Below are 23,286 nucleotides of genomic sequence, written 5' to 3' on the forward strand. Positions count from 1 at the left end.
TTCCGAAAACGGCGGCGCCAGTGCGGCCAGCCGAAACCACCGAAATGGTCATGAAATTTCCCACACATACGTTTTTTCGCGTCATCGCGGTCCTGTCGCTTCTTGTCGCCCTGGCCGGGTGCGCCGGCATGCAGGGTCCGGAAGAACCGGGGAAACCGTCGGCGGCCGCCAGGGATCAGCGCTGGGCCGAGGCTGACGCCGCCTGGCAGGCCGGGCGGCATGAGCAGAGCCGCAATCTCTATTCCCAGCTCATGACCCAGCGGTCCTTGCCCCGGGACTTAAAGCTTCTGGCCATCAAGCGCAGCGCCCTAAGCGCCCTGTTTATGGGCGACAACAAGGCCGCCCTGTCGGGCATCGAGGCCTGGGGCGCGGCCGATCCGGCTGCCGTAAACGGCTGGGAATGGAACTACCGCTACGCCCAGGCGCTCACGGGCCTTGGCCAGGAAGATCGCGCCCGGGAACATCTGTCCCGGCTCATCCAGGAGAACCGGACGCCCTGGCTGGTCCAGGCCGAGGCGGCCATCGACCTGTTTATGCGCTACGCCAAAACCGGCGACGCCGCGCGCGGCGTGCAGGTTTTAAGCGAGGTGCGGCGTCGCGGCACGGACCCCGCCGCCCTGGGCAAGATGGAGGAGTACCTGGCCAAAAACCTGGGCAGCCTCCCCGACCCGGCCCTGAGCAAGTGTGACGCCCTGGTCTCCGAGGCCATCCTCAACACCTTTCCCTACAACCTCATCGCCCTGGAACGCGCCCGGCGCGACGCCCTGACCAAGCCTGACAAGCGGCCCTGGCTGCGGGAACTGGTGGACCGCCTTTCGCGCATGAGCGAACTGGCCGACAAGACCCTGCCCCAGCGGATCATGAACCGGGGGCTGGAGAGCCTGGCTGCCTCGTCCCTGGCCCCGGCCAGCCGGGTCGACGCCCCGGCCCCGACCGGGCAAAGCGTGGCCGTACTTTTGCCGCTTGGCGGGCAGTTCCGGGAATTTGGCGGCAAGGTGGTCAAGGGCATCCACGCCGGGCAGGCGGAACTGACCCAGGCCGGGACGCCCATTGAGGTCACGATCATCGACGTCACCCAGCCCGACTGGCTGACCCGGCTGCAAAACCTGCCGCCGGAGATCACCCTGGTGGGCGGCCCCATGCACCGGATTTCGCTTCAGGAATTGCAGAGCGCCGGCGGCATCCCGGGCGGCCGGATCTTTTTGGTGTTCATGCCCACCCTGGGCGAGAACCTGCACGAGGGGGTGGAGGCCTGGCGCTTTTTCAGCAGCCCAAAAGACGAGATCGACGCCCTGCTCAATCTGTCCCTGGGCTCCTTCGGCATCCGCCATTACGGGCTTCTGCGTCCCGAAGACCGCTACGGCCAGGCCATGGGCGAACTCTTCGCCCTGGAGACGGCCAGGCTTGGCGGACAGGTCACGGCCACGAGCATCTACAATCCCGCCGACGCTACGGGCTGGGACGTGGCCGTGCAGCAGATGTTGCAGCAGGCCGAGGCCGGCGGCGGTTTCGGGGCGGTGTTCATCCCCGACGACTGGAACCGTTCGGACGGCGTCCTGCCGTATTTTTTCCATAACAACGTGCAGGATCTGCTCATCATGGGGCCCCAGTTGTGGACCGAGGCCCTGAGCCGGGCCGCCGCCACCAAAAGCAGCATCAACATTCAAAATTACCGTCTGGCCGTGTGCCCGGGCGCATGGTGGCAGGACAGCGAGGCCCCGGCCACCCGGGAGCTGGTGCGGGTCATGCACGCCGAAGGCCAGCAACCGGCGGATTTCTGGGTGGCCCTGGGCTACGACTTCATCCGCATGGCCGCCCTGGTCGGCCCCTTGTCGCCTGGGACGTCTCCGGGAGACGTGAGCGCCAGATTGGCCCAGTCCGCCGCCTCCATGCAGTGGAGCATGGCCCCCCTAAGCTACGACGCCACCGGGCAGGTGCATCAGTCCATGTTCCTTTTCCGGCCCTCCGTGGCCGGTCCCGTACCCCTGGACCCCGAGGGCTTTCGCGAACGCCTCAACACCATTCGCAGCCGGGGGGCCGCGCCCGGGGCCGCACCCGAATCCGAGAACGCCTATGCCGCGTCCCGCGAGGAACAGATGGGGCTGGCTCCCCTGCCGGACGGCCAGGGTGCGGACGGCGCAGGGGCAGGCGTCCCGGCCCCGGCGACCTCCTCACCCGGCGGCGCGCCGTCTTCCCTCGTCCCCCCGGCCCCGGCCGCTCCCCAGGCGCCCGTCCCGGCCCATCAGCCCGCGATCTAATCAACCGACACGGAGTCACGCCACCCATGGACGTTTCCCCCGAACTTGCGGCGAAAATCGCCACCCTGGCCAGACTGCGCCTGGATGCGGACAAGCTCGAACGCTTTGCCGGACAGATGGGCGACATCCTGAAGTACATGGAGACCCTCGCCGCTGTGGACACCACGGGCGTCGAGCCCCTCTACGGCCCCGTGGCCCACGTCGCGCCCACCCGGCCCGACGAGGCGACGCGCACCTGTTCCCGGGACGAGGTGCTGCACAACGCCCCGGAAACCGACGGCCGTTTTTTCATTGTGCCCAAAATCGTCTAGAGGATGCCGTTCATGAGTCACGATCTGTGTTCCCTGTCTTTGACCGCCGTACGCGACCTGCTGCGCTGCGGCGAGATCACGGCGACGGCGGCCGTCACGGCCTGTCTGGACCGCATCAAGGCCACGGAGCCCACGCTCCATGCCGTGCTGCATCTGGCCGCCGAGGCCGCCCTGGCCGAGGCCGCCTGCCTGGACGCGGCGGGCCCGGACCCGGGCAAGCGTCTGTGGGGCGTTCCGGTTTTGGTCAAGGACGCCATCTGCACCAAGGGCCTGCCCACCACCTGCGGCTCGAAGATCCTGGAAAATTTCGTCCCCTTCTACGACGCCACGGCCGTGACCGGGCTCAAGGCGGCCGGGGCGGTGATCCTTGGCAAGACCAACATGGACGAGTTCGCCATGGGGTCGTCCACGGAGAATTCCGCCTACCAGACCACGGCCAACCCCTGGGACGCCGCCAAGGTTCCCGGCGGCTCCAGCGGCGGCTCGGCCGCCGCCGTCAGTTCCGGCCAGTGTTTCGGGGCGCTGGGCACGGACACGGGCGGCTCCATCCGCCAGCCTGCGTCTTTTTGCGGCATCGTGGGCATAAAGCCCACCTATGGCCGGGTGTCGCGCTACGGGCTGGTGGCCTACGGCTCCAGCCTGGACCAGATCGGCCCCATGACCCGCAGTGTGGAAGACTGCGCGGCCATGCTCACGGCCATCGCCGGGCATGACGCCAAAGACTCCACCAGCGCCCCCCGGTCCGTGCCGGACTATGAGGTGGACCTTGCCGCCTGGGCGGAAAAGGGCGGCCTGGCGGGGGTGCGTCTGGGGCTTCCCGAAGAATATTGGGGGCAGGGCGTGGACGCCGAGGTTCTGGACTGCTGCCGGGCGGCCGTGGATGCGGCCAGGGGGCTTGGGGCCGAGGTGGTGCGGGTGTCGTTGCCGCACACCCCGTACGCCGTGGCCACCTATTATATCGTAGCCATGGCCGAGGCCAGCTCCAACCTGGCCCGGTTCGACGGGGTGCGCTACGGATTGCGCGACGCCACGGCCACGGATCTGGCCGGGCTCTACGAACTGTCCCGGGCCAAGGGGTTTGGGCCCGAGGTGCAGCGGCGCATCGTCATCGGCACGTATGTGCTTTCGGCCGGATATTACGACGCCTATTACCGCAAGGCGGCCCAGGTACGGCGGCTCATCCGTCAGGATTTCCTCGACGCCTTCGCCTCCTGCGACGTGATCGTCGGCCCGACCTCGCCGTTTACGGCCTTTGGTATCGCCGAGAAGACCGAAGACCCCTTGCAGATGTATTTAAGCGACATCTTCACCATCTCGCTCAACCTGGCGGGCCTGCCGGGCATGTCCATCCCTGTGGGGCTTGGGGCCGCAAGCGGGATGCCGGTGGGGCTCCAGTTTTTCGGCCCTGCCTTCGCCGAGACGCGCCTTCTGTGCACGGCCAAGGCCGTGATGGATGCGGTCAGGCCGCCCATGGCCCCGAGGGGGGTGTAAGCAAAGCGCCATGCCCATCGCCGTGGCCGTAAGCGGCGGCACAGACAGCCTCATGGCCCTGGCCCTGCTTCGTGAGGCGGGACATGCGGTCATGGCCGTGCATGCCCGGTTTCTGCCGCGCCGGGACGACGGCCTCCCCGACGATTCGGATCGCGCAGCCCAGGGTCTGGCCGCCCTGTGCGACCGTATGGGCCTGCCCTTTTTCGATCTCGATCTGCGCGCCGCCTTCGAGGCCGCCGTCATCGCCCCCTTTGTGGCGGCGTTCGCCTCGGGCCACACCCCCAATCCGTGCAGCCAGTGCAACCCGCACATGAAATTCGGCGTGTTGGCCGAACATACCCGCAGCCTTGGCGCCACGCGCCTGGCCACGGGCCACTACGCCCGGCTCGAAGTCCTGGCCAAGGGCGGCGTGCAGCTTTTCCCGGCCACGGACCACACCCGCGACCAGAGCTATTTTCTGGCCCTGGTTCCGCCGCATGATCTGGCCCGGACGGTTTTTCCCCTGTCCGGGCGCCTCAAGAGCCACCTGGCCGCCGAACTGGCCGCGCGCGGCCTTGCGCCGCCTCTTCCGCGCGAGAGCCGGGAGGTGTGTTTCATCCCCGGCGATGACTATCGGGCCTTTCTGCTTTCCCGCCAGGTCGCGCTTTCCGGGCCGGGGCCGATCCTTTTGGCCGACGGACGGGAGGTGGGCCGACATGCGGGCCTGTGGCGGCATACCGTGGGGCAGCGGCGGGGGCTTGGCGTGGCCTGGCGGGAACCCCTGTACGTCCTGGCCCGGGATGAGACGAAAAACGCCCTGGTGGTCGGCCCCCGGGGCGAGCTCGACACCACGGGCTGCCAGGCCCGTGGCGTCAATTTTCTGGCTGATCCGGCGGTCTGGCCCGAGCGCCTTTTGGTGCAGACCTGCTACCGGCAGCGGCCTCGCCCGGCCCGGGTCACGGTCACCCAGGGCCCGGACGGGGATGTTTTGGACGTGGCCTTCGCCGCCCCGGTCCCCCGCCCGGCGTCGGGCCAGACCCTGGTGGTGCGCGATTCCTTTGGCATGGTCCTGGCCGGAGCCTCCCTCGCCTGACGCGGCCACGGCCTCTCTCACGGAAGCGGCCACGGCCTTCCTCCTTGATGCGGCCACGGCCGTTTGGCCTCGCGGCGCCACGGCCGCCTGCGTTTCCCGGCACGAATTGTGAAAAGCGCCTGTGCGTTGTGGGGAAGAACAACACAGGGAGGCGTGTCATGAAACGGATGTGCCAGTTGTGCGGGGAAGTCGTTTCGAAGATGGATTTTTATGTCGTGTCGGCCGGAGCGGTGGTGTGCAGCAACTGCATCGTGGTCCGCGGGGTGCAGGTGCGCCGCACCCATCCCGGACAGGAGGCGGCGGAAAATCCGGCCCTGGGGCGGGAAGGATACGGCCGCATGGCGGTGAGTCGGGCGGGCTGACAGACGGGAAGCGCCCGTCTGGGCATTGTTTTTTATTGTGGTCCCTTGCCCTTCGCCGGGATTTTTGGAATTATACTTTTGTCGTCGGAATTGACGACCACCTTTTTCCCGGGGAACCCTCCATGCAACTGACCACACGGAGTCGCTACGGACTGCGCATGCTGCTCGACATTGCCATCAACGGCGGCGGCGGCCCCGTGCGCATCCAGGATATCGCCGAACGACGCAAGATTTCCGTGAAGTATCTGGAACAGCTTATCCGGGAGCTCAAAAAGGGCGGGTTCATCCACAGCAAGCGCGGACCCAAGGGGGGGCATGTCCTGGCGCTGCCGCCCGGAGAGATCAAAATCGGCGATGTGGTGCGCATCCTGGAAGGGCGCCCGGCGCTCACGGAATGCGTCAGCGACGAGACGATCTGTCCCATCTCTTCGGATTGCGTGGCCCGGCGTATCTGGGAGCGGGCCACGCAGTCGGTCTTTCGCGAACTCGACTCCATCACCCTGGCCGACATGCTGGACCTGGCCAGACAGTCAGCGGTGACGGGATTTCCCTGTTGTTGAGACGAAACGTCCGCACGCCCGGCCAGGCTTTCGATCAGCCCGGCCTTCCCCCCGGCCGCCAGCCGGATCTTACCGCACCTCTGTCCCGTCAAAGGGCCTGTGATTGCCCCGTGACCTGCCGCCTTGCAGCCGGATCGGACGGCTTCGCCGCCAGGAAGCCGCGCGCCGTGACCATGCCGCTGTCCCGCCGTTTCCCGCGCCCCCGACGCGCCGTGCATTCCGCCCCCTTCGCGGGGTGTTCGTTTCCGGCGCAATGGCGGCCCATCGTTTTCCTCCTGGTGCTGGCGACCCTCCTTTTGGGGCAGACGCCGCTTTCGGGGCGCACGGATGGCTCCCTGGATTCCCTCCAGGTCGAAGGCGCGGCGGCAACCGGGTTCGCCGTCCATGGGGCCGTTGCAGAGCCCGGCTCGCGACTGCCCCAGGGCGTCCCTGAGACGCCGATTTTTCCTGTCGGCCAGTTGTCCGCTACGCCCCTGCCGACCCCGGTGCTTCCAATCTCGCTCTCCGGGAAGCGCAATCTTCCCACGGATGGCGAATACGCCTTCCTCCGGACGCGTATCCGGACGCTGTCCCCCCTGTGCCGCATCGCCTGCGGATAGTTTCCTTTTTCGCTCCCCCTGTTTTTTGCGACGCGTTGTAAGTGTTTCCCTTCAGGCCTGGGAATTTCCCGGGATGTTCTGAAGGGACGTCGGCGCGAATCCGTGAAACCCGGACCAAACGCTCACGGCCCTTTTGCCGCATATGCGGCGCAGGGTCGCTGGTCTCGTCGGGATTCCAGACTGTACAGCGCAAAACGGTCATGCTGGATGCAAAAGGATAAAGCTCATGAAAACCGTCGTGTTGTCGGCAATAGCCTTTGCCGCCTTTCTCGTCTTGTACGAAAAGGATGTCTTTTCCGCGGCCTATGGCATGTTTGGGGCAAGTCTGCTCCTGGCCGGGTGGGCGGTCTACCGTGGCTACAGAAATGCAGGGTCGCACGATGACCAGAAGAAGGAATAACCAAGCGCATATGGCGCCAGACGCGAGGCATAGCGGGCGCTGGCGTCCGTGGGTCAGGGAATGCGCACGGCGCAATCCCTGACGAGACAGGGCCGGGGCAAGCCCGTTTCGTGCCCCGGACTGCCTCGCGCGCAACGCGCTGGCCGCGTGCCACGCACAGTTCCTGCGGCCGGATCGGGTTGTCTTGCGCCGGAAACAAAGGATGGGGGAGCCATGCTCCCCTGTCCTATTTTTTCGCCTTGGCTTGATCCACTAAAGAGAATAAGCAATTTTACTTTTGATTGGTAGGTGTTTAGCTCGAAGTTATGGGGCTTAAGGGGTGGCCTTGTGGGGTGGTTTTGTTTTCGGTAGCCTTCCCCCGATGCAGGGTCACCCCTTTTTGGTTTCCTTCCCGCCATGACCGCTACAGCCCTCCTGGGTGGGATGGCCTACATTCCAAAACCTTCTGCACACACCCCTGATCTCTGTATCAATCAAAGGCTCTGCCTGCTCCCATGTCTTACGCATCCCACCCACCTCATTTGTTTTTTTAAGGCATGAGTACCGGAGTAACGAGAACCTTCCCACCGTAATCACGAATACGATAGACATGCGCCATGCCATCACACCAAACCTGGAGTCCACCGTTCTGCGGCCTAATCAGGGTGTTGATGGAGTTGCAAGTGAACCCGTAGAAGCGAATAATAGCCCCGGTAGTTACTGCGATCTCTCGCAAGTCTGGTGGCTGGAACTTCGCCCCATCCTCGATCACGGTGGGGTTTGCTTTGATCTTGTCCGCTGCGGACATTTCTTCCGTCGGCTGCGGGGGCTTCTTCCTCCCCGCATAACTGTCCGTCACAGACGCCAACCCCAAAAGACCCACCAGACAACCCAAAATCAACCAATGCTTTCTCATGCCTTCCCTCCAGTATTATCGATAAATTACTACCAAAATGTTAGAAAATTGAGGGCCACTAAAAGAATATTATAAAATATAATAATAAAATATAGTTACTTTGCAGTCAACTGCGAAAAAAAAAGGAAGCCCTCTAAACCGTGGGGAAGGCACAGTGAGGGCTTCAGGGGGAGGGAGGGTTGTTTAGTTAAGCGGCTACGCCTTCCCGCAAGCGGAGACGACAACGCCGCGCTGATTCCGTGTTAAGGTTACGCTCGTTCTCGATCTGTGCGGCTACTTGGTCCCTCTGTTCCTGCGTGATGCCTTCAAAGAGGGTTCCGCCTTGAACGATCTTACGCCGGGCGGCTTGAAGGACGTTCTCTACGCGGGTGGGGGATATGCCTAGAATGTCCGCAACCTCTCTGCTTTTGTATCGGAACATGTCGCTTAGGACGAAGACCTTATCACTCTCGGATGCTAGCTCGTTTTTTAAGACCTTCTCAAGGTGTTCCTGCCTGCAAGCGGTCTGGAAAGCCTTCCGCAACCTTTCTTGCATGTACATGATGTCGGTGGCTATTTCGGTGGCAGTGACCTTCCCGCCTAAAGACGTGGAAACGGCAGAAGTGTCGTAGTCATGACGAACCCATAAGAGGAAGTGTTTCGCCATGCGGGAGATGCCTTCCAGGTCTTCCCTGTCTGCGTCAAAGAGGTCTTTGAAGTAACTTGAAGCGTAACCGCTTTCGTCTGGTTCCTCCCCCGCATTTCCTACAGGGTCGTATCTGTCGCGCTCTGTGTCTCCCACGCCATTAATAAAACACTCGGAAAGGACTTTAGGGTGTGCTGCCCACCTATCGGGTGAAACCTCTTGAAAGTTCACTTGGTCACCATGCGAAACAAAGCATTTCACGGGATAACACATATCAACGCATGTTGATCTTTTAAGGCATTTCTTGCAGACGTTATTCATATCTATTCTAAAGTCAGTATCCTTATCGACCAGCTTTCCCATTGTACTTACCTCCGAACTTCAAGTGTGTTTAACCTCCGATATGGCTTGAGCAGCAACACAGCCTCGGGGGCCAACCGCGCTACTGTGTTCTTCGCAAAGTCTGCCTTGAGTCCATCCACGGTTACGGAGGAAACAGGATCAATGTAAGTGTCGGGGCTAAACCTATACTCATACAAGGCTTGTTCCATCTGTGCAAACTGCAAGTCCACAAGAGCCACGTCGTCCTCGTTGACGTAGCTGGTGATGACCCGGAAGCCCCGGATAAGCAGTTTTTCTTTTCTTGACTCTTCAAAAGCGTCCCACGCTTCCGCGTTCAGTCTGTCCGCAAAGAAATCGTCTGCATCTTCTACGTTAACGAAACTGTTATAGGCTTCAGTCGGATAATTGACTAACATATATAATAACCATTTCCCTTACTTTGTCAAATTGTTGAAAGGCACAAGTCTGCTACGGCATCGTGGGTGAAGGGGTGGTATGGGAATACTTGGGTTGTTGATGTCGTATATCTTCCCGTTTAACCCGCGACATATCTTGCTTGTACGGCCATCCATGATAGCGGAGAATATTACATACTTGAATATGGCTGGGTTGGCATTGTAGAAAAGAACCTCGGCAATCCTCTGGCGGTAAAGAAAGTGTGTGCTGATAAGACGGTGCTGGTAGTCCAACCCAGAATCCCAAGCCTTCATCACGGCATCATAGACGTTCTCACCGTTCTGATAGTGCTTTATGATCCTTTGAGCGAAGCCCTCCCCCGCCTTTGTCAAGCACTCCTTGACGGTCTTGCCGTCCAACAGGAGAAGCGGGAACTTTGGGTCAGTTGGAACCTTGAAGGCCACCCCAGGAAAACGCAGCGCGTAGAACCGTTGAAGTTCTTCCATATGGGGAGTAAGGTTGTTTGCTTCGGTCAGCTTTTCTTCAAGATATGTTGAACCGTGGAGAATCCACTTTTGGAGGTCACCTCGAAGCGTCAAGAGCTTCTTTGTTCTCGCATAAAGCGGGGTGGCTTTGTGATCCACTTCCCACTGGTGAAGCAAAGCCAGCAGCACAGGTAGCAATTCCCCTTCGAAAGTCGATCTGTTCTCATTGTAAGCCTCTTCGATCTCCCTAGTGGGATCATAGTAAATAGGCGCATCCTCTTCGTGCATCAAATCCGAATCTGCAAGCAGTAACATAACCCGGCAACCTCCCGAATGTTTACAATATTATACGTCTTTCCATCAATCGTGATCTTCCCATTCGTCACAATTGCAACTGTACAGTCGTCTTTGTCCATCAAAAGTCTGCGGTCAGTGGTCTTTATAAGAGTGCCGTCAATGTCTTTCTGCTTGTAACCTTGAAGGAAAGCGGGGATGGTTACGGTAGTCGTTGTCCCACCCGTCATTTTACCAGTGGAGGGATTCACCGTCCCACCCGCTTTTGCAGTAATGGTCACCTGCTTTTGTACAGACCCACCCGCTTGAAATAGCCGTTTTACGGCTTGTTTGAGTTGTGTTTGCATTTTAGTCTATCTGTAAGTGTAAAATTGTACTTGAATCTGAGTGAAGAGGCACGTTTCCTCTTCACGCTGAATCGCCATATGGCTTTGAACTACTCTTAGAGGAAGCAAGCCATCCCCGAGAGACAATTCAAGGCCTCGTGGAAAGTGTTGACAAATCGCGTCAGCAAGTTCTTGAGCATCCCCAACCCCCATATTCAATGGTGAAATGATGTTTACATAGTAGATTCCCCGCTGTTCCGACAACCCACCCGCTCCTAGATGCTTTGCAAATAGACTTCCAGGGATCATGTACGGCTTAAGGTAGGTTCCTTCGGGGGGTGTAAAGTCTGCATTTTGCCAAGCAACAAGCAGACCTTGTGCTGTAGCAAACGTGTTAAGTCTTGTATTGAGGGCATCCGATACTTGTTTCATAGTAATTTTGCAGTCGATTGCGAAATGTTGTGGGGGTGGCCCATCCCACCCCCATTTAGATGTAGCGTTGGATTTACGTATTCGTCCTACTGATTTTGAGGTTGGTCTGTTCGGTGGGGTCCAAAAGGGCCTGAAAGGGCATCGCCAAAGTGATAGGGCCTTCACCAGAAACGGCAGTGTCAGAACCAGAATACACCAAACGGGGAATCAGAATGGTGTAAGACTTGGTGGTTCCATTGCCCAACACGATTTCAACGCTGGAAACAGTTTCGTTCACGAACTTGTTGAACATGGTGGTGTCCTGAAAGAAGGCGGACACAGTACCCGTCAAGTTGGAACGGCCAGCCGTAATACCAGCAGCGTTGCGGTTGCCTAGAACGAACAGAGGCTCAAGGGCGTTCTGCAACTGAATGTCAAGACCCGTCACCAGACCGATGGTAGTACCACCTTCCTTGATGGTTCCAGAGAAACCGTCATAGGGAAGTTCGGCCTGCGAAGCGGTAGGCTCGGAGTCAAGGGGAGTACCAGACATAGCCATAACGTCTTTGGCAAGCATGTTGAAAGAGCCAGTGACCATAGCGTTGGGCTTGATGGACAGCGAAAAGCTGTTGACCATAACGCCCTTATAGACCTGATACTGCCCAATATCCGAGAACGAACGCTCAATGGAGAACGAAGAAACCGGGTTGGACTTGGCGGGGGTGGTTTCAGCATCCCAAGAAGCCTTGAGGACGTTGCTATTCCACTTACCAAAGCAAGCAGCTTCGAGGAAAGGATCAAACTCTTTCCACGAGAACTCAAAAGCCACGTCACCACCGCCACGCTGGTTGCCCTGTTTGAACCCGTAAATCTGACGGTCAGAACGCAGTTCAGCGGACTGGAAAGCGTCTTTGGTCAACTGCATGGAACAACTGGTGTAACGCAGTTCAACCATGCTCGGGGTTGCGGGGGTGGTCCCGTAAGTCACCTCTGGAACGTATCGAAAGCCAGCCGAACTACCGGCGGCAAACTGTCCTGCCATTATGTATTACTCCTTTCAATGTTTTTTTGAAATAAAAAAAGGCCAGAGTCGGGATGTTCCGACTTCTGGCCCACATGGGACACTCTAAATAGACGACTTATGCCATCTTGTTATTTCTGCTTTAGATAATCCTCTTCAAGCATAGATTTTGTTGATGTTACCACAAGCCAGTTTTTACAGTCACGGCAACGGGTCTTAACCAACACCACATACCCGTTGAAAGGCAAACGCTTGCCGCAATGTGGGCAGTGGTGGGCAACATCAAAAGCACCCATTCGGTTAGGCGTTCTTAATCGCCTTCAGGCGGGCAACAGCGCGAGGGTGGGCAATCTTGAGGCCCATGTCCCAGTCCACAACGATGTGGCGGAAGGTAGACCGGCGTCCCTGGTCATCAACGTCCATAGGACCGGACTGCAAGCCAGTGATACCTTCCCCGCCAAATGACACGGCGTAAACGGAAGTACAGGAAGCAGCGGCGGGGGTGGACTGTCCGTCAGCTTCGGTGAAGCCCAGGATTTCCGCGCCCGTGTTGTTCTTGCCCACTACGACAATCGGCACACCAGCATACGCGGGAATCTGTTGCCCGAAGACGCCGGTCACGGTTTCCGCGGCCTGTCCAGCCGCACGCATGAGGGCGTTCACCTTGCGGCGGAGCGTCTTGTTCATAAACAGGACGGAGGGGGGGAGGTCGCAAGCGTCGATCAATTCATCGAGCATTGCCAGGGTCAGGGCAGCACCACCCGCAGTGGTCCCGGTCTTCAAAAGCTGGTCGCCAGTCACGCGGACTTCGAGACCGTCAAACTTCTCGGGATCGGCGGTAGTGTCACCGTGAAAAAAAGCATCTTCAATCGCCAGGGCGAGGGCCTTGGTCTTCATGCTGATCTGTTCGGCGAGGATGTCCGCGCCTTCCCCCTGTTGTCGGATAAGCGCGTTATCGATCTTGATTTCACCACCAGCAATGAACAGGGACTCTACAACAGGGTTGATAACGCCGATGTCGGGGGTGTATTCCTCGTTAATCGAACGGAAACCAACACCGGGAAGGGTTTCTTCAACGTTGTACTTAAAAGCGTTGCCTTTGATACTCATGAAAGGAAGATACTGCAACACGCCACTAGAACGGACAAAGGTTTCCACGATGCCACGCTGCAAGGGGTTGTTGTAGTATTTGGCGGATTCCGCCAGTGTCAGAAGTGCCATGTTTCGTTTCTCCTATCGCTGTTGCAGACCCATAGAGATAAGTTCTCCGGGGGTCATGGTGTCGAAATCGGGGGTGGACTTTCCACCCGGCCTTTTTGCATCGGGACCGCTTTGAGGTGTTTCCTTCCCGCCAAAGACTCCCTTTTTTTGGGCGAGTCTGAGCCACTTGATGGTTTCGGCGGGGGGGAGGTCGGGAACCAGGTCTTGCATTTCTTCGGGAAGGTCGGCCTTCAACTCGTCCACGACAGCTTGAAGGGTTTCCTTCGCTTCCTTGAACTTCTGGTTCACTTCGTCAAAACGGCTCTTCGGGATGAACTTCCCCCCACTATCGCCGGGGTTGGCGTGTTCGTTCGATCCCTGGTTCTGTCCTTCCCCTGTGTCGTCAGAGGTCACGTTCTGTTCATCTGCCATGTTGTTGCTCCTTTTAACGCCTGGGTGGGCGAGTTATGCCTTATGTTTTGCGACGATTGCATCGAGGATGGATTCAGCATCCCCAATGTTCACGCCGTAAAAACCATTTGGTGCCTGTTTCGATGTGCCGTGTTCAAGGCCATCAACGTAGGTTACTTGGTTGTAAAGATGCACAGTGTCTTCCATCCCCGATTTTTCGATTTCTGCCTTGTTCCTCTGCTTGGTTTCTGTGCCGTCTTTGTCAGTTCCAAACAGTGCCGACTGTGGGATGGTGTTCACGGCAATCTGATTGTTGAACTTGGCACGGCCTGTATCAACAGGTGTGGAGTCCACGATACGGTCTGACATTTCCGTGATGAACTCTTTTCGAACGGTGTTCATCTTGCCTAAAGCCTCATTCGTGGCCTTCGCAAAAGCAGCAGCGAATGGCCCAAGGCCAGCAATATCAACTTTGTATTCAATGCCCACTACAGAACCCCATCCACTAGTTTGTCGTTTTCTATTTTCACTTGCATGAGGTACTCAAGGGCTTCCTCCCGCGTCGTGATGTCGGGATTTCTCTCCATTACAATATCAACGGGGCCGATTACGCCTAGTTCCATCAAAGATTTCCAGGCGTTGGCCTTGTCGGTATCGCTTGTGTCTGGCTTGGGATCAGCAAAATCAACGGAGATGGTAGCAGAGTCGGACAGCCTCTTAGAGTTGTGAGCATTCCAAACAATGCGGATAAGGTGGAAAAGCTGTTTTTCGTACTGCCTGAAAAGGGCGATATCATCCCGCCGCATTTCTGATAGCTCGGAATTAGAGACTAGTTTCGAAATACCAGATTCGTCAGTCGGTTCCGTAGAGAGACTAGAGGCGGGAAGGCCGTTTGACACTGCGGCCCACTTGAGAAGCATGTCGATGGCTTCAATGGCCTCTGAAATCGCAGCTTGGGGGTGGGCGAAGCCAAGTTCTCCGCCTTCCGGCAGTTCAACAAAACTACCCGGATCGGCTTGAATGGACCCGCCGCCTTCCCCGCCCTTGATCCACCCCACGGCAAACGCCTGGAAGCGCAGAGTGTGGAGTAAATCGACTAGCTTGCTGTTGATTGCTTCCTGCAACGCCACGAGGTCATCCCCACCCGGAAGCCAAAAGTCATTGAGCGGGGTGGAGTCCCACAAGGAAACAAAAGGAAGGCACTTGTAAGGGTTTGGACCGCTTTCGATGACGCGGCCTCTGTAATCAAGCCTCTGCCATTCTGTAGCAGTCCAGTGGGAATAAGTGGTGTTTTCCTCCCGCCCATCGAGCGGGGGGTGGGTCACCAAAACGCTTTCAATGTCACGCGGGGAATCCCCAACCCAAACATCCACGAGGTGGGAGGGCAGCAAGTCTAAGTCTAATCTACCATTGCGATAGACCACCCTAATCAAGCAGGTTTTGAGCAACTTGGTCAGCTTGGAAGCAGTCTTGAGTGTGTTATCAAGTTGCGCCTGTTCCGCAATGATTGCGAAAAGCTCTTTATCTTGTTCACTGCCTTCAACACTGCGGGTGGCTTCTTCAACGTAGACGCAAGCCCGAAGGTTGGTGATCTTCTTGACGATGTTGACAAAGCAGGGCTGTAGCTTCTCGGGATTGCTGAAGTCTTGGGACAGGATAGCCCACAAGTTCTCAAGCTGATTGTCTTGAAAATAGTCTAGTCTCAATTCCTGGTCCGCCTTGCGTTGGCGGGTGGACTGACTGTTGCGGATATCGTCGATCAAACTATTCATAGATACTGTTCACTTTTTTGCAGTTGATTGCGAAGATTAAGCGGCTTGGTACACTCTAGCACCAGTGTGCTTGACATATTGGGAAAAGAAAGTTGAAAGACTGATGTCTTCCATGTAGACCTTGGAGAAGTGCTTATGCTGTTCTTTCAGCAAGTGGAAGGCTTGACATTCTGTGTTGCATGGAAGGATAGCCTCCCCACCAAACAGGATGCACATGGAGCGGGTTGGCCGCTTGTTAGTGCAGACAATGTTACCTAGCTTGTAGAGAGAGAGGACAGCTTTACGAGAAGCGAACAACGCCCAAGCCAAGGAATAGATTCTATCATCCTTGAATTTGCGTTTGTTGATCGAACCAAAACTATACTTACCGGCAGTTCCTTCTGCATAAGCGAAGGTTGTAAGCTCTTTTACCAGTTCATCGGAAAGCGGGAGGGCCACCCGCTCTTCTTTGAAGTGCCTGTGGAGGTCTAGGAAAGCCGTATTTTGATTCTTATTGTGAGCAGCGACGTATTCAGAAGGAATCTTCTGGTGATCTAGGAAAGCCCTCAAGTCCTGCGTTTCGTAATCTTCAAGCACAATGTTCTTCGGCTTGTAGCGTTCAACGTCGTTCAGGATGGCTTTCTTGACGTAGCTAAGTTCGTTGGGGATGACTTCAGTTTGATTGCAAATGTAGAGGACCGACTCGCCATCGGGTCGGGCGGTCTTGAGGATCGTTGTAACAATGGTTCCATCCCCACCAAAAAGACGTTTAGCCCTATCAATTCCAGAAGTAACAATAAACTCCCGGCCTTTTGTAAGGTCTTCGAACATCTCTTTCGACATGGGAAGAGAGTAATCCGATTGGCATTTATCGATATACTCTTTGGGAAAGAGACTGTACTTCCCCGAACCACGCTTACCAAGGATGTCCCGAAGGAACTCGTGTTCCAGGGTGGTAGCCTGTAAACGTCTAACCTTCTCCCTATCAATCCACTCGGGAGCGTTGGCGTTGAAGTCCGAAAGGTCGTTGTATTCCTTCTTATAGACGAAGATACGGGGGTTGGACTGTGCTTCAACCTCAAGGGCGTGTACTGGTCCGCCGTCCTGGTCCGGGTTGGAATCCACCAGGATCAAGGAATCCTCGGTGTCCAGTAAAGAGGCTTGAAACGCATTGAAACCGGCAAGGTCTTCGTGACTGTGAAGGTCACTGACCCACAAGAGGGAACACTTGTCACCAAACGCAGAGTTAAAGCTTGGGGTGACCAGCATGATACTAGAACCATTGTCAGCGAAGGACATACCAGCAGCAAGCAAGGAATCCCCAAGCAATGCGTTCAGCTTGGGGGTGTTGTTAATAACGTTGTGGAGGGGCTTCAACTGCGTTCTACGGCCATGTTCAAGAGTGCTTGGATACATGAACACATTGCTATTCGGCTTAGAGCAGACAACCCAGAGGCAGATCATCAACCAGAGGGTGGACTTGCTATGCCGTCTAGGGGCGGTCAAAAGGGACAGGGAATGTGTGAAATGCCCTTCGCAATCAACGGCAAGGGCTTCTTTGAGGATATCCACCTGCCAAGGGAGAAGGACCAGGGGGCGGTACTTCCTGTCAGAATGGAGGGTGTGGGGTTGGATGTCCTGAAACCACGCTTGGAACCCCTCAAACCCAGGCTTTCCCCACCTAGCCAGAGCCTTGTCCTTTGGGGATTGCTTAGCCATTGGCTACAGCCTCCCAAGGATCGATGCCGCTAGAGGCGGGGGTGGTCTTCGTGCTGGCCTTGGTGGTGGTCTGGGGAGGAAACAACCTTTTCATGAGGCGTTGAAACTCACGGATAAAGCGGAAGTAAGACGTATCGTCAACAGGGTGACCAGCAAGACGTTTCTCATCCAAGCTTTCTAGAAGTAGCTGTAATGCAACAAGACGCCCCAAGGAAGCCTTATCGGCTTCACATAGCGTTCTTCCCGCCATCTTGAGGTCATGACGGTACTTCGCCAGCAGAATCTTCTGCTTTGCTTCTAGTGTTTCGGCGTTCCGAAGGGATTTCTGGTGCAGTCCGCGTGGCATTTGTGTGTTGTCCTATACATACGGAGAAGTGTATGTCCTTCATGGTAGTACCTTATATGTACCTTCTCGGTTCCCACGGACAGTGTGTTGACTTGAAAATATAATTATGGAAGAATCAGGCCAGACAAAAAAAGTGAAAAAAAGAGATAGAAAAGTGCTGTCCCATAATGCTTTGATAAAAATAACAGCCAAAAAGCCGCTTGAAGTAAGGCTTTTGAATGACTCGTAATAACCATTATGACAACTTTGAAATAAGCAACAGGAATACAACTAGATAGGATGGCATGGCTTGTGCATAAACAAGAGCAATGGCATAGGGTGTTACTTTCGAGTTATATCGTAGCAACATTGCTTATGCAGGGATCATGCCAAGGTGATACAAGGGATCGATGGGGATGGTATGGTCAGGTGGTGGAGATGATGCAATGAGGGAAGAGTGGCACGGTGTTTGTTGAGAAGCTTTATCAACTAGAGAGGGTGAGGTGGGTAGTTGTTGAGAATGATTATTAGTTGATAATAACTATCAATTAGAATGGAAGGGCTACATAAGGACACAACGACGCTATTTCCAAGTTTTATGGTGTGGTTTTGGGGTATGGTTTTGGGACATGAAAAAGGGCGGGGTTGGTCCCCGCCCTCGTGTGCGCCCTTCTGTTCGGCGTCATGTTCAGCTACCTATTTTAAGATGGTGCGCGTAGGTTTCTACTAAAACCTACAGTGTGCTTCAAAAGACCGTACGAGCTATGCCATTCTTCAACTGAAAAATCATATTCATCAAACAAAGAGCGATTTTTGATTTCTCTTTGAATATAATCATATAAAGCATCACAAGCCTGACGCTTATCTGCAATTGATTGCAGGTCAAAGCCAACAGAAACAGCAACATCAATGGCCTCGTGAAACTTCTCATCTATCCACATATAAACAAGCTCCTTTTTTTGTAGCAGGGTGGCTTTGGTTAAATGTTACTGGTGCGTACTTCCCGCCTAAGTTTGTTTGGAGGCTGTTTAGGTTTCATGGTGTCGCCTCCCCGGATTATACCCAGTTATTGGTAGGGGTTATGCCGTTGCGAATAGCTTTTTGAAGGGCAGGACCACCCCGCAAAGGCCCGCCTTCCGCTTCCTGGCGCGCCTCTCTAATTGTATTTGAAGTTTCACGCGAGCATCCGACTTCAAGGAATGATACAGATGCTTTTTGATGTACTCGGTCTTTTCCGGTGTAAGCCCATACTCCGACTCGAAAACCTCGAAGCCGAAAAAGCTGTCCCGCTCCTTCCACCACTCATCAAAAGTCAAGTTGAAGGACACTTCCCACGTTTTCTTGTTAAACGTTGCAACCAATTCATCAATAATGTCTGAATGAATCTCGATGAAAGATGTTTGGTCCAAAATCAGCTTGTCACAATCGCCGTAAGACGCTTCTTGAATTTCTTCCCTAAAGTCCATGAACGCTCCTCCTTTGAGGTGTTATAGGTTTTACATCAAATCCACTGCCATTTTCACTGCTTCATGGGCTTCCCTCCCGCCATAAGTTCCTGTGGGGTGGTGGTGGGCAGGGGTCTGTAGTCGTCCAAGTCCACACCCAACTCCTGGAAAAAACGTCTTACTTCCGGGTTGGCGATTTCTTCCCCCACCACCTGAAACGTCATGGTCACGATTCTAAGGGCATTGTCATGGCCGGTGACGTGCGTAACCAACGGTCTTTCCACGGTGCATCCTCCCCCATTATTGCGTGATAGGTTTCTTTAATAAGCTCTCTTTCCTTTCTTGGGTCTAGAAAAAGCTCAATGTGATAGGTAACCTCCCCACCAGTACGCTTTAGCGCGTCTTGAAAGTGTTTTGTGCGGTCTTTTTCGTAGTCAGGTTCGATCAACTGCATGGTCATAATGATACTCCTTTTTGAATTTTTGTCAAGTTGTTTTTGTTGTTTTGCGTTACTGTTGCGTTTTTCCATGTTTTCCATCCCGATTTTTCTAGGTTTTTGCAGTCAATTGCAAAAGTGGGTTGGCCTTTTTGCAGTTACAGATTGATCGGGGGAAACACCTTCAACAATCAAAAACCTCAAGCCTCTCCCCTGCAAGAAATACCTCCACCCCAAAGAGGTATTATATAGGGGTGTGGAGGTATTGACTTCTCCTTTGTTTTCAATGGTTTAGATACCTCCACCCCCTCTAGGTGGGGGTGTTCCTGTGTCGCTATTATTTCGGCCATTGGTGCGGGTTTTAATAGCTCCACCCCCTGATAGGTCCACGTGGAGGTATGGAGGTATGGGGGTGTTTTCATTGCAGTAGGGGGGATTGGGGTGTCCCGCCCGCTGTTTCCATGCCACCCGGCCTCTGTTGGTCTTCCGGTAGCCTGTAGAGTTTCTCACGTCCCACCGTTTCGACGATGATAAGTCCGTCTTCGAGTGCCCTTTTAATAGCCTTTTCCGCTGTTTGCTCTGGCACAACCCCATTCTCGAATCGGGCCTTTAAATCTTCTCGTTCCCGTATCATGGCGACAAAGCATCCTTTCCCTTGTATCTGTCCAACAGTGTCGCAGACATGCCGAACGTCCGTGGAGCTTATGGCGTGACGCTGACAGGTCCGCCAAACACAACCATCCCGCTTTTCACAATAGATAATGCGCTCTAGCTCTGATATTGGCCCACCGCGTTTTTTTACAGTCTCCACCTCATCTTGCGTCTTTGTTTGCTTCACGGTCATGATGACTGCCGCCTTCGCTGCGATGCCAGACGATCCGCGCATGGCATGCTTTCCCGTGTGTCCTTCCCCCGGCTTCCCCGGCTTCCCGTGGTGGTGGATGATGACGAGTCCCGCACCACCCACCGCACGGGCCACGCTTTGTATTTCTTTGATGACAACGCCCATGATGGCGTCATTCTCCTTTGCCGTATGGAAGTCTGAAAGGGGGTCAACGATTATCACGTCCGGTGAGGTTTCTTTCAGCGTTTCGGCAAGTTTGCTTGTGTTGTTGGTTGGCTTCCCGTTGTGATCCACAAGCGTGCCGCTGTAGCTGGCGTACTGTCCCTCTTCGACCAGCCACAGATTGTCTTCGTTTCCACCCTTTGCCGCAATGCGGGATTCCATGCGCTCCCGCATGGTTTCCGCGTCGTTTTCAGATTGTATGATGACGACTTTTTGTGGCCCGCTGACTGGTAACCCCAGGAAGTCTGTTCCGGAGGCCAACGCATAGGCCAGTTCCAAAGCATAGAAAGACTTGCCAACGCCCGTTTCGCCTGAAATCATCAGTGTCGCGCCCTTGTTCCACTTCAAGGCTGGTATGAGTGGTGGGGGCCGCATCTCTAGTGGCCTTGTGCGGACAGTCCTCGCGCTCACAAGTCTTGGGCGACTGCCTTCGGTCTGTTTCTGTTCTTCTCTTTCGTAAACTTTACGGATCGCCAAAGTGATAGGACTGTTTAGCCGGAAGTTGATCTCCGATTGCCCCGTCATCAACGTGATCCGCTCGAAGTGCGGGCAGTCCTCGCAGAACTCCCCGCGAAATTCTCGATAAATCGACGAACAGAGGGGGGGCCTCATGTTCTCCCGAATGTCCCGAATCTGGGCGTTCACGACTTCTGCGTTGTAATCACTGTAGTCGCGGGATATGTCGCGGAAGACCTCCGGGCCATTGTCGCAATGGCACAACGCCCGTCCGGCGATTAGCCATTCGTCGCGGGGAAGATGCCAAGAATTGTCAACGGCGTTCTTGATACAAGGCAGTTCCAGCAAATCTCTAGCGTCCGTCCCCTGTGGGATGTTCCCCGTGAACGCTTCGCGGGGGGTGGCTTCCACCACGGCCTCGGCGGGAAGCAGGGCTTCCAATTCCTCTAACGTATACCGCCGTCCAGAATTTGAGTGGATCGAGACGGGCCTTTCCTGCCCCGGAACCTTCAGATTCACTGTGCCAGGAACCCGGATCAACTGTGCGATGGACTTCGATCCGTCCACCCGCCAACCCTGATCTTTGCCCTTGTCCCTGTAGGCGTTAGCAAAGCGGCGGCACAGGTTGTTCAAGCGGTCACGATCCCCTTCGCAATTAATTGCATAAGGACTCTCAAGCAGCACCAGTGGCATGAACCCGCCCCCGGTATGGACGATCATCGTGGGTTCGATCCCCACGGCGTTGATGACCGCTAGGGCGTCTTCTGCGGTGGGGGGGTGGTCTTCGGCTTTGTGCCCATCCCGCCCGAAATCCACGTCACCCGCGAAGCCATTGACCAGGGCGACTTGATCCACCTTGCCTACATGCTTGCTATCAACAGCACCCGCCACCCGTGGATTGAGTGAAAGCCACACGTCTTGCCCCAAGTTAAGCGTCCCAAGGGCTTCCACCGCCTCATTCACGGTTGTGGCGGGAAGGATGCGACCATCCTTCCCCCTGGCGGCGTACTGCGTTTCTGGCCCTGGTTGGGCTAGTAACTCTAAAAAGTCTCTCTTTGTCACTTTGTTTCACCTCTTTAGCAGTTATTGTAGACAACACTATAGTAAAAATTGCGCCCAGACTGTCAAATTTAGGGCAAAACTCTCCCGTCTGCGTTTTTGCAATCAATTGCAAAACCCGCTCGACTTTAAATTGCAGTTGATTTTGAGGAAAGAATAGTGCCACAACTTCCTAGAAATGTCAAGAAAAAAGTGTTGACTTCAGGCTTGTTTTGTGAATCCATCACCGACTTTGGCCCGTAAAACCTGGGAGAGTGCTTTACAAACAATATCTTTTTTGTTGAAATCTCTAGCGGGAGGGAACGCCAGTGTACGAGAAAGCACCTTCGAAAATGTTCAACGTTCGCTTGCGGGAAGTTACCATTGAGAAAATCCGCCGGTTGGCAAGGGCGGATCGCCGTAGCATGTCTAATTGGCTAGATGTCTGGGTGACCCGACTACCAGAACCCGAACCCGAGCAAAGCGGGGGGGAGGGCAAGCCATGAGTGTTGAACGGTATGAAACGAAAGAGGGCCGGAAGTATCGGGCGGTTTTTGAGTTCTTAGGGCAACGCTACAAGCGGAGAGGCTTCCGAACCCAGAAGGACGCCAACTCTTGGATTGCAGAAGAGCGTAAGTCACTGGAAGCCGAAGAGAAACGGGCGAAGGTTCTCCACCTGTCCACGTTCGTGAAGCAATACCTCGAAGCGGAAGCGGAGAGGTTGGATCAGAGGACGATTCATTACAAGTCAGCACACATCCAGGCTCTCTATGATTTTTTGGGGGTGGATCGACCTGTGGAGGGCATCACAAGGGAAACAGCGTTGGCGTTCCAGAAGCACTTTTTGAAGACCCACCCGCCGGTCACGTTGAATCGGTACGTCCGTGACCTCAAAACACTGTGGAACTGGCACACGACGAACACGGGGTTAGTGTCGTCCAACCCGTTCAAGATTCCCAGATTGCCTGAAGCACAATACATTCCGTACATCCCGCCGAAGGAAGATATCGACAAGGTTCTGTCCGTAGCTACGGGGTGGGGGAAGGACTTTCTTCTGTTGATGCTGGCGACAGCCGCCAGACGGAACGAAATACGCAAGTTGACTTGGGCGGATGTGGACTTCGAGCAGAAGCTAATCCGACTCAAGACCAAAAAAAGACAAGGCGGGGGGGAGGAATGGGACAACCTTCCGATGAACGCAACAGCCGAAAGCGTTCTCAAAAGACGCTACGCCGAACGGAAACACCCTGAAGCGGTGTTCCCTGCAAAGATTAAGTTAAGGTCGAAGTCAATCTTCGTGGGGGAACAGAGTACCCGCTCCATGCTGGTTCACTTCTGCCAAGAAGCGGGGGTGAAACCCTTCAGCTTCCACCCCTTGAGACATTATGTGGCGTCGATCCTTCGGGACAAGCATAATGCCAGCTTGTTTGAGATTCAACACGTCCTTCGTCACAAGAAGCCTGGAACCACGGCCCTCTACTTGGACACTCTGAAAAGTCCCGTTGAAAAGCCACTAAACTCCCTGGCGGACGAGTTCGCCGCTTTCGTCTAGCTCGTGGGGTGGTTTGTGGGGTGGTTGTTCTGGAAACTT

The 23,286-nt window shown here is 55.7% G+C and carries 27 protein-coding genes; 9 read left to right on the forward strand and 18 right to left on the reverse strand.

Annotation, left to right across the window (positions count from 1 at the left end; all coding sequences use genetic code 11):
- Positions 1-50 precede the first annotated feature (50 nt).
- From V3572_RS16160 to V3572_RS16195, 8 genes are all read left to right on the forward strand, one after another.
- Complete coding sequence (locus V3572_RS16160) at positions 51-2,258, forward strand: hypothetical protein (RefSeq protein ID WP_332112057.1); 2,208 nt, start codon at positions 51-53, stop codon at positions 2,256-2,258.
- 26 nt (positions 2,259-2,284) lie between these two features.
- Positions 2,285-2,569, forward strand: coding sequence for an Asp-tRNA(Asn)/Glu-tRNA(Gln) amidotransferase subunit GatC (gene gatC, locus V3572_RS16165; RefSeq protein WP_332112058.1), 285 nt, complete (start codon positions 2,285-2,287; stop codon positions 2,567-2,569).
- Between the two features lie 12 nt (positions 2,570-2,581).
- Positions 2,582-4,060 (forward strand): Asp-tRNA(Asn)/Glu-tRNA(Gln) amidotransferase subunit GatA, encoded by a 1,479-nt coding sequence (gatA, locus tag V3572_RS16170; RefSeq protein WP_332112059.1) that lies wholly within the window; start codon positions 2,582-2,584, stop codon positions 4,058-4,060.
- Positions 4,061-4,070: 10 nt separating this feature from the next.
- Complete coding sequence (locus V3572_RS16175) at positions 4,071-5,132, forward strand: tRNA-specific 2-thiouridylase (RefSeq protein WP_332112060.1); 1,062 nt, start codon at positions 4,071-4,073, stop codon at positions 5,130-5,132.
- Between the two features lie 158 nt (positions 5,133-5,290).
- The gene (locus V3572_RS16180; RefSeq protein WP_332112061.1) at positions 5,291-5,494 is read left to right on the forward strand and encodes a hypothetical protein; all 204 of its coding nucleotides are present in this window, start codon (positions 5,291-5,293) and stop codon (positions 5,492-5,494) included.
- Positions 5,495-5,616: 122 nt separating this feature from the next.
- Positions 5,617-6,054, forward strand: coding sequence for an RrF2 family transcriptional regulator (locus tag V3572_RS16185; protein WP_332112062.1), 438 nt, complete (start codon positions 5,617-5,619; stop codon positions 6,052-6,054).
- A 167-nt stretch (positions 6,055-6,221) separates the two neighbouring features.
- The gene (locus tag V3572_RS16190; protein ID WP_332112063.1) at positions 6,222-6,653 is read left to right on the forward strand and encodes a hypothetical protein; all 432 of its coding nucleotides are present in this window, start codon (positions 6,222-6,224) and stop codon (positions 6,651-6,653) included.
- A gap of 226 nt (positions 6,654-6,879) precedes the next feature.
- Positions 6,880-7,053: a hypothetical protein gene (locus V3572_RS16195; protein WP_332112064.1), complete on the forward strand. Its 174-nt coding sequence runs from the start codon at positions 6,880-6,882 to the stop codon at positions 7,051-7,053.
- 529 nt (positions 7,054-7,582) lie between these two features.
- On the opposite strand, the gene V3572_RS16200 is transcribed toward V3572_RS16195, so the two are convergent.
- The 18 genes from V3572_RS16200 to V3572_RS16285 form a co-directional block, all read right to left on the reverse strand.
- Positions 7,583-7,948, reverse strand: a complete 366-nt coding sequence (locus V3572_RS16200; protein WP_332112065.1) for a hypothetical protein — start codon at positions 7,946-7,948, stop codon at positions 7,583-7,585.
- 187 nt (positions 7,949-8,135) lie between these two features.
- Positions 8,136-8,936 carry a sigma-70 region 4 domain-containing protein gene (locus tag V3572_RS16205; protein ID WP_332112066.1) on the reverse strand — a complete coding sequence of 267 codons (801 nt, stop codon included), beginning with the start codon at positions 8,934-8,936 and terminating at the stop codon, positions 8,136-8,138.
- Positions 8,937-8,941: 5 nt separating this feature from the next.
- The gene (locus V3572_RS16210; protein ID WP_332112067.1) at positions 8,942-9,331 is read right to left on the reverse strand and encodes a hypothetical protein; all 390 of its coding nucleotides are present in this window, start codon (positions 9,329-9,331) and stop codon (positions 8,942-8,944) included.
- 18 nt (positions 9,332-9,349) lie between these two features.
- Positions 9,350-10,111, reverse strand: coding sequence for a minor capsid protein (locus V3572_RS16215; RefSeq protein WP_332112068.1), 762 nt, complete (start codon positions 10,109-10,111; stop codon positions 9,350-9,352).
- The gene (locus V3572_RS16220) at positions 10,084-10,437 is read right to left on the reverse strand and encodes a hypothetical protein (RefSeq protein ID WP_332112069.1); all 354 of its coding nucleotides are present in this window, start codon (positions 10,435-10,437) and stop codon (positions 10,084-10,086) included. The genes V3572_RS16215 and V3572_RS16220 overlap by 28 nt, the downstream gene beginning before the upstream one ends.
- Positions 10,438-10,443: 6 nt before the next feature.
- Positions 10,444-10,848 (reverse strand): phage tail terminator-like protein, encoded by a 405-nt coding sequence (locus V3572_RS16225; protein ID WP_332112070.1) that lies wholly within the window; start codon positions 10,846-10,848, stop codon positions 10,444-10,446.
- Positions 10,849-10,921: 73 nt separating this feature from the next.
- On the reverse strand, positions 10,922-11,869 hold the full coding sequence (locus V3572_RS16230) for a phage tail tube protein (RefSeq protein ID WP_332112071.1): 948 nt from the start codon (positions 11,867-11,869) through the stop codon (positions 10,922-10,924).
- A gap of 279 nt (positions 11,870-12,148) precedes the next feature.
- Positions 12,149-13,069, reverse strand: a complete 921-nt coding sequence (locus V3572_RS16235; RefSeq protein ID WP_332112072.1) for a major capsid protein — start codon at positions 13,067-13,069, stop codon at positions 12,149-12,151.
- A gap of 12 nt (positions 13,070-13,081) precedes the next feature.
- A complete protein-coding gene (locus tag V3572_RS16240; protein WP_332112074.1) occupies positions 13,082-13,480 on the reverse strand; it encodes a hypothetical protein in 399 nt (132 codons plus the stop codon).
- A 33-nt stretch (positions 13,481-13,513) separates the two neighbouring features.
- On the reverse strand, positions 13,514-13,948 hold the full coding sequence (locus V3572_RS16245) for a hypothetical protein (RefSeq protein ID WP_332112075.1): 435 nt from the start codon (positions 13,946-13,948) through the stop codon (positions 13,514-13,516).
- On the reverse strand, positions 13,948-15,231 hold the full coding sequence (locus V3572_RS16250) for a phage portal protein (RefSeq protein WP_332112076.1): 1,284 nt from the start codon (positions 15,229-15,231) through the stop codon (positions 13,948-13,950). The genes V3572_RS16245 and V3572_RS16250 overlap by 1 nt, the downstream gene beginning before the upstream one ends.
- Before the next feature lie 36 nt (positions 15,232-15,267).
- Positions 15,268-16,929: a hypothetical protein gene (locus V3572_RS16255; protein WP_332112077.1), complete on the reverse strand. Its 1,662-nt coding sequence runs from the start codon at positions 16,927-16,929 to the stop codon at positions 15,268-15,270.
- Complete coding sequence (locus V3572_RS16260) at positions 16,922-17,275, reverse strand: hypothetical protein (protein ID WP_332112078.1); 354 nt, start codon at positions 17,273-17,275, stop codon at positions 16,922-16,924. The genes V3572_RS16255 and V3572_RS16260 overlap by 8 nt, the downstream gene beginning before the upstream one ends.
- A 680-nt stretch (positions 17,276-17,955) precedes the next feature.
- Positions 17,956-18,195 (reverse strand): hypothetical protein, encoded by a 240-nt coding sequence (locus V3572_RS16265; RefSeq protein WP_332112079.1) that lies wholly within the window; start codon positions 18,193-18,195, stop codon positions 17,956-17,958.
- A gap of 138 nt (positions 18,196-18,333) precedes the next feature.
- A complete protein-coding gene (locus tag V3572_RS16270; RefSeq protein WP_332112080.1) occupies positions 18,334-18,720 on the reverse strand; it encodes a hypothetical protein in 387 nt (128 codons plus the stop codon).
- 53 nt (positions 18,721-18,773) lie between these two features.
- Positions 18,774-18,929 carry a hypothetical protein gene (locus V3572_RS16275; RefSeq protein WP_332112081.1) on the reverse strand — a complete coding sequence of 52 codons (156 nt, stop codon included), beginning with the start codon at positions 18,927-18,929 and terminating at the stop codon, positions 18,774-18,776.
- Positions 18,926-19,228: a hypothetical protein gene (locus V3572_RS16280; RefSeq protein WP_332112082.1), complete on the reverse strand. Its 303-nt coding sequence runs from the start codon at positions 19,226-19,228 to the stop codon at positions 18,926-18,928. Before V3572_RS16280 ends, V3572_RS16275 begins: the two co-directional genes overlap by 4 nt.
- 325 nt (positions 19,229-19,553) lie before the next feature.
- Positions 19,554-21,719 (reverse strand): AAA family ATPase, encoded by a 2,166-nt coding sequence (locus V3572_RS16285; protein ID WP_332112083.1) that lies wholly within the window; start codon positions 21,717-21,719, stop codon positions 19,554-19,556.
- Between the two features lie 478 nt (positions 21,720-22,197).
- On the opposite strand from V3572_RS16285, the gene V3572_RS16290 reads away from it, so the two are divergent.
- On the forward strand, positions 22,198-23,247 hold the full coding sequence (locus V3572_RS16290) for a tyrosine-type recombinase/integrase (protein ID WP_332112084.1): 1,050 nt from the start codon (positions 22,198-22,200) through the stop codon (positions 23,245-23,247).
- Positions 23,248-23,286 lie beyond the last annotated feature (39 nt).

The sequence above is a fragment of the Desulfolutivibrio sp. genome (assembly GCF_036584575.1).
Taxonomy (GTDB): Bacteria; Desulfobacterota; Desulfovibrionia; order Desulfovibrionales; family Desulfovibrionaceae; genus Desulfolutivibrio.

Bases quoted from the DNA above. Each gene is read 5' to 3' on its own strand.
- V3572_RS16160 (WP_332112057.1), top strand. From the start codon at position 51: ATGAAATTTCCCACACATACGTTTTTTCGCGTCATCGCGGTCCTGTCG.
- gatC (WP_332112058.1), top strand. From the start codon at position 2,285: ATGGACGTTTCCCCCGAACTTGCGGCGAAAATCGCCACCCTGGCCAGA.
- gatA (WP_332112059.1), top strand. From the start codon at position 2,582: ATGAGTCACGATCTGTGTTCCCTGTCTTTGACCGCCGTACGCGACCTG.
- V3572_RS16175 (WP_332112060.1), top strand. From the start codon at position 4,071: ATGCCCATCGCCGTGGCCGTAAGCGGCGGCACAGACAGCCTCATGGCC.
- V3572_RS16180 (WP_332112061.1), top strand. From the start codon at position 5,291: ATGAAACGGATGTGCCAGTTGTGCGGGGAAGTCGTTTCGAAGATGGAT.
- V3572_RS16185 (WP_332112062.1), top strand. From the start codon at position 5,617: ATGCAACTGACCACACGGAGTCGCTACGGACTGCGCATGCTGCTCGAC.
- V3572_RS16195 (WP_332112064.1), top strand. From the start codon at position 6,880: ATGAAAACCGTCGTGTTGTCGGCAATAGCCTTTGCCGCCTTTCTCGTC.
- V3572_RS16200 (WP_332112065.1), bottom strand. From the start codon at position 7,948: ATGAGAAAGCATTGGTTGATTTTGGGTTGTCTGGTGGGTCTTTTGGGG.
- V3572_RS16205 (WP_332112066.1), bottom strand. From the start codon at position 8,936: ATGGGAAAGCTGGTCGATAAGGATACTGACTTTAGAATAGATATGAAT.
- V3572_RS16210 (WP_332112067.1), bottom strand. From the start codon at position 9,331: ATGTTAGTCAATTATCCGACTGAAGCCTATAACAGTTTCGTTAACGTA.
- V3572_RS16215 (WP_332112068.1), bottom strand. From the start codon at position 10,111: ATGTTACTGCTTGCAGATTCGGATTTGATGCACGAAGAGGATGCGCCT.
- V3572_RS16220 (WP_332112069.1), bottom strand. From the start codon at position 10,437: ATGCAAACACAACTCAAACAAGCCGTAAAACGGCTATTTCAAGCGGGT.
- V3572_RS16225 (WP_332112070.1), bottom strand. From the start codon at position 10,848: ATGAAACAAGTATCGGATGCCCTCAATACAAGACTTAACACGTTTGCT.
- V3572_RS16230 (WP_332112071.1), bottom strand. From the start codon at position 11,869: ATGGCAGGACAGTTTGCCGCCGGTAGTTCGGCTGGCTTTCGATACGTT.
- V3572_RS16235 (WP_332112072.1), bottom strand. From the start codon at position 13,069: ATGGCACTTCTGACACTGGCGGAATCCGCCAAATACTACAACAACCCC.
- V3572_RS16240 (WP_332112074.1), bottom strand. From the start codon at position 13,480: ATGGCAGATGAACAGAACGTGACCTCTGACGACACAGGGGAAGGACAG.
- V3572_RS16250 (WP_332112076.1), bottom strand. From the start codon at position 15,231: ATGAATAGTTTGATCGACGATATCCGCAACAGTCAGTCCACCCGCCAA.
- V3572_RS16255 (WP_332112077.1), bottom strand. From the start codon at position 16,929: ATGGCTAAGCAATCCCCAAAGGACAAGGCTCTGGCTAGGTGGGGAAAG.
- V3572_RS16260 (WP_332112078.1), bottom strand. From the start codon at position 17,275: ATGCCACGCGGACTGCACCAGAAATCCCTTCGGAACGCCGAAACACTA.
- V3572_RS16265 (WP_332112079.1), bottom strand. From the start codon at position 18,195: ATGTGGATAGATGAGAAGTTTCACGAGGCCATTGATGTTGCTGTTTCT.
- V3572_RS16270 (WP_332112080.1), bottom strand. From the start codon at position 18,720: ATGGACTTTAGGGAAGAAATTCAAGAAGCGTCTTACGGCGATTGTGAC.
- V3572_RS16280 (WP_332112082.1), bottom strand. From the start codon at position 19,228: ATGGAAAAACGCAACAGTAACGCAAAACAACAAAAACAACTTGACAAA.
- V3572_RS16290 (WP_332112084.1), top strand. From the start codon at position 22,198: ATGAGTGTTGAACGGTATGAAACGAAAGAGGGCCGGAAGTATCGGGCG.